2 protein-coding genes are annotated in these 3,139 nt (G+C 62.9%); one reads left to right on the top strand and one right to left on the bottom strand.

What is annotated here, in order from left to right:
- Positions 1–1,298, bottom strand: a 1,298-nt coding sequence (locus tag ACNPP0_RS23080) for a DEAD/DEAH box helicase (RefSeq protein ID WP_448707102.1), incomplete at its 3' end; no start/stop codon positions are given.
- A gap of 305 nt (positions 1,299–1,603) precedes the next feature.
- Between ACNPP0_RS23080 and ACNPP0_RS23085 the strand changes: the two genes are divergently transcribed.
- Positions 1,604–3,076: a YdgA family protein gene (locus tag ACNPP0_RS23085; RefSeq protein ID WP_448707103.1), complete on the top strand. Its 1,473-nt coding sequence runs from the start codon at positions 1,604–1,606 to the stop codon at positions 3,074–3,076.
- Positions 3,077–3,139 lie beyond the last annotated feature (63 nt).

Genomic DNA, 3,139 nt, shown 5'->3' on the forward strand with positions numbered 1-3,139 from the left:
TGGGCCGGGCGCGAACGGCCGGTGCCGGCGTTGCCGCCACGGCCGGCGTTACCGCCGTTGCCACCACGACCGCCATTGCGATTGCCCCCGCGCGGGCTGCGCGCGTCTTCATCGCGTTCCTGGCGTTCGAAGGCGGCGGCGCTGGTGGGCGACGGGGTCCAGCCTTCAACGGGCTTGCGCTCGATCGTCTTCTTGATCAGCCGTTCGATGTCCTTCAGCAGCTTGATTTCGCTGTTGTCGACCAGCGAGACGGCAGCGCCTGTGGCGCCGGCGCGGCCCGTACGGCCGATACGGTGCACGTAGTCTTCGGGCACGTTCGGCAGTTCAAAGTTCACCACTTGCGGCAGTTGGTCGATGTCCAGGCCGCGGGCGGCGATGTCGGTCGCCACCAGCACCGTCACGGTGCTGTCCTTGAAGCCGGCCAGCGCGCGGGTGCGGGCCGATTGGCTCTTGTTGCCGTGAATGGCGGCGGCGGTCAGGCCGTCCTTGACCAGCTTTTCAGCCAGGCGGTTCGCGCCGTGCTTGGTGCGCGTGAACACCAGCACCTGGTGCCAGCCGCTTTCACGGATGATGTGGCTGATCAGGTCGCGCTTGTGATGCTGTTCCACCATGTGCACCGTCTGGGTGACCAGTTCGGTGGCGGTGTTGCGCGGGGTGACGGACACTTCGCCCGGGTTGTTCAGGACGCCGCGCGCCAGCGTGCGGATTTCATCCGAGAACGTGGCCGAGAACAGCAGGTTCTGGCGTTGCTTGGGCAGCAGGGCAAGGATCTTGCGGATGTCGCGGATGAAGCCCATGTCCAGCATGCGGTCGGCTTCGTCCAGCACCAGGATTTCAACGCCCGACAGGTCTACCGTCTTCTGGCCGCAGTGGTCCAGCAGGCGGCCCGGCGTTGCCACCAGAATGTCCAGCGGCTTGCGCAGCGCGGAAATCTGGGGGTTGATGTTGACGCCACCGAACATCACCATGGACGTCAGCGAGGTGTACTTGCCGTACGTCTGCACCGATTCGGCCACCTGCGCGGTCAGTTCGCGCGTCGGGGTCAGGATCAGGCAACGGGGGCGGCCGGGCTTGCGCGCTTCGGGCTTTTGCTGCATCAGCAGATGCAGGATGGGCAACGTGAAGCCGGCGGTCTTGCCGGTACCCGTCTGCGCGGCGGCGAGCAGGTCGCCGCCTTTCAAAACTTGGGGAATCGCCTGGGCTTGAATAGGCGTGGGTGCGGTGTAGCCGGTATCGGCAATGGCGCGCAACAGGGAATCAGCCAGCCCGAGGTCGGCGAAAGGGGAAGAGGTAGTCAAAACAACTCCAGCGGCAGCCCGTCGCTCAAGTTGAGAGACTCCAATCCAGGCGGACGAATAAGGAGAAAAGGGAAGCGCCCTGATGGGCGAAGCTTGGCAGCGAAGGGCCATAGCGGACGTGTGCAGATTGGCAAAGCACACTCGGCGATTGTAGCTGATGTGGCGGTGCAGCAGCGGACAGGATTCCACTGTGCCGTATCGCTAAGTAACAACTTGCAGCGCTTATGAACCAAATACGTGTTTTCCCTAGGGCGCTCTCCCTATAATCGCTGCGCATCTATCCATTTGAAGAATAAAGGGTCGCTATGAAGAAATCGGCAATCGTGGGCCTCGTGGTCGTTCTGGGCGCGGCGTGGACCGGCACCGCCTGGTACACGGGCCAAAAGGCCGAGGCTTTCGTCAACCAGTCCATTGGCGAGGCCAATGTTGAACTGAAGAAGTTCAGCGATCAGTGGGGCATCGCCTCCGCTGTGGAGCTGGTGTCGTTCGAGCGCGGTGTGTTTTCGTCCACCGCCCGCTACCGCGTGAAGTTCACCACGCCGGCCGAACAAGGCAAGCCCGCGCAAGATCGCGACGTGCTGTTTGTGGAACACCTGTCGCACGGCCCCCTGCCGCTGTCGAACCTGAAGTCCGGCTCGTTCGCGCCGGCCATGGTTGCCAGCGACTTTGTCATTGAAGAGACGCCGACCGTCAAGGAATGGTTCGCCGCCACCAAGGGCGCAACGCCGCTGTCGGGTCACTACAGCGTCAGCTACGCCAAGAACATCACCGGCAAGTTCAACCTGGCCCCCGCCGACGTCACCAAGGGCGACACCAGCCTGTCGTTCTCGGGCATGACGGGCAACGTCGACTACACGACGTCGAACAAGCACGGCGTCTTCGACCTGAAGACCGACAAGCTGGTGCTGGCCGGCCAGAGCGAAAACAGCGACATCGTCAGCATGGCCCTGCAAGGCATTTCGCTGACCAGCGACATGACGCCGGCGTCCAACGACATGTACGTGGGCAGCCAGAAGCTGACGCTCAAGGACTGGACCATCACGTCCAAGGAAAAGCCGCCGGTTCAGTTCAAGGACACGTCGATCGCCGTCGACATGACCGAGAACGGCCCCGCCATGGGCGCCAAGATGGCCCTGGACTTCGGCATGATCAACGTGCAAGCCAAGGACGTTGCCGGCCTGAAGCTGGCGCTGGACGTGCAGAAGCTGGACTCCAAGGCGTTCAAGGCGCTGAACGACGTCTACGAAGCCGCCTCGCGTCGCATGATGCAAAGCAACGGCCAGGAACAACTGCCGCAGTTCACCGCTGAAGAGCAGCAGGTCATCAAGACCAACGTGGCGCAGATTCTGGCGGGCAACCCCACGCTGGCCGTGTCGCCGCTTGAAGTGCGCACCGCCAACGGCACGTCCACGTTCAACCTGAACCTGGACTTTGCCAAGCCGGCCTCGATGGACGGCGAAGTGGCCGACACGCTGACCGAAGCCGTGAAAAAGCTGGATGCCAAGCTGGTGCTGTCCAAGGGCAACCTGAGCGACCTGATGGCCGTTGAACCGCAAATGCGTGGCGTGCCGGCCGAACAAGCCGTGCAAACCGCCAAGGGCCAGGCCGAAATGGTCGGCACCATGGCTGCCGCGATGGGCGTTGCCAAGGTCGAAAACAACAACATCGTCACCTACGTGAACTACGCCGACGGCCAAGTCGACTTCAACGGCAAGAAGATGCCGGTTGAACAGTTCCTGATGATGGTGATGAGCGGCGCGATGGGTGGCGCGCGCTAAGGCGCACACCACGAGCACACGACCCCGGTCGTTGCCAAAGTAAAAAGCCGCCCCCCCCTTGGG

Source organism: Achromobacter semiaridum, from assembly GCF_053543755.1.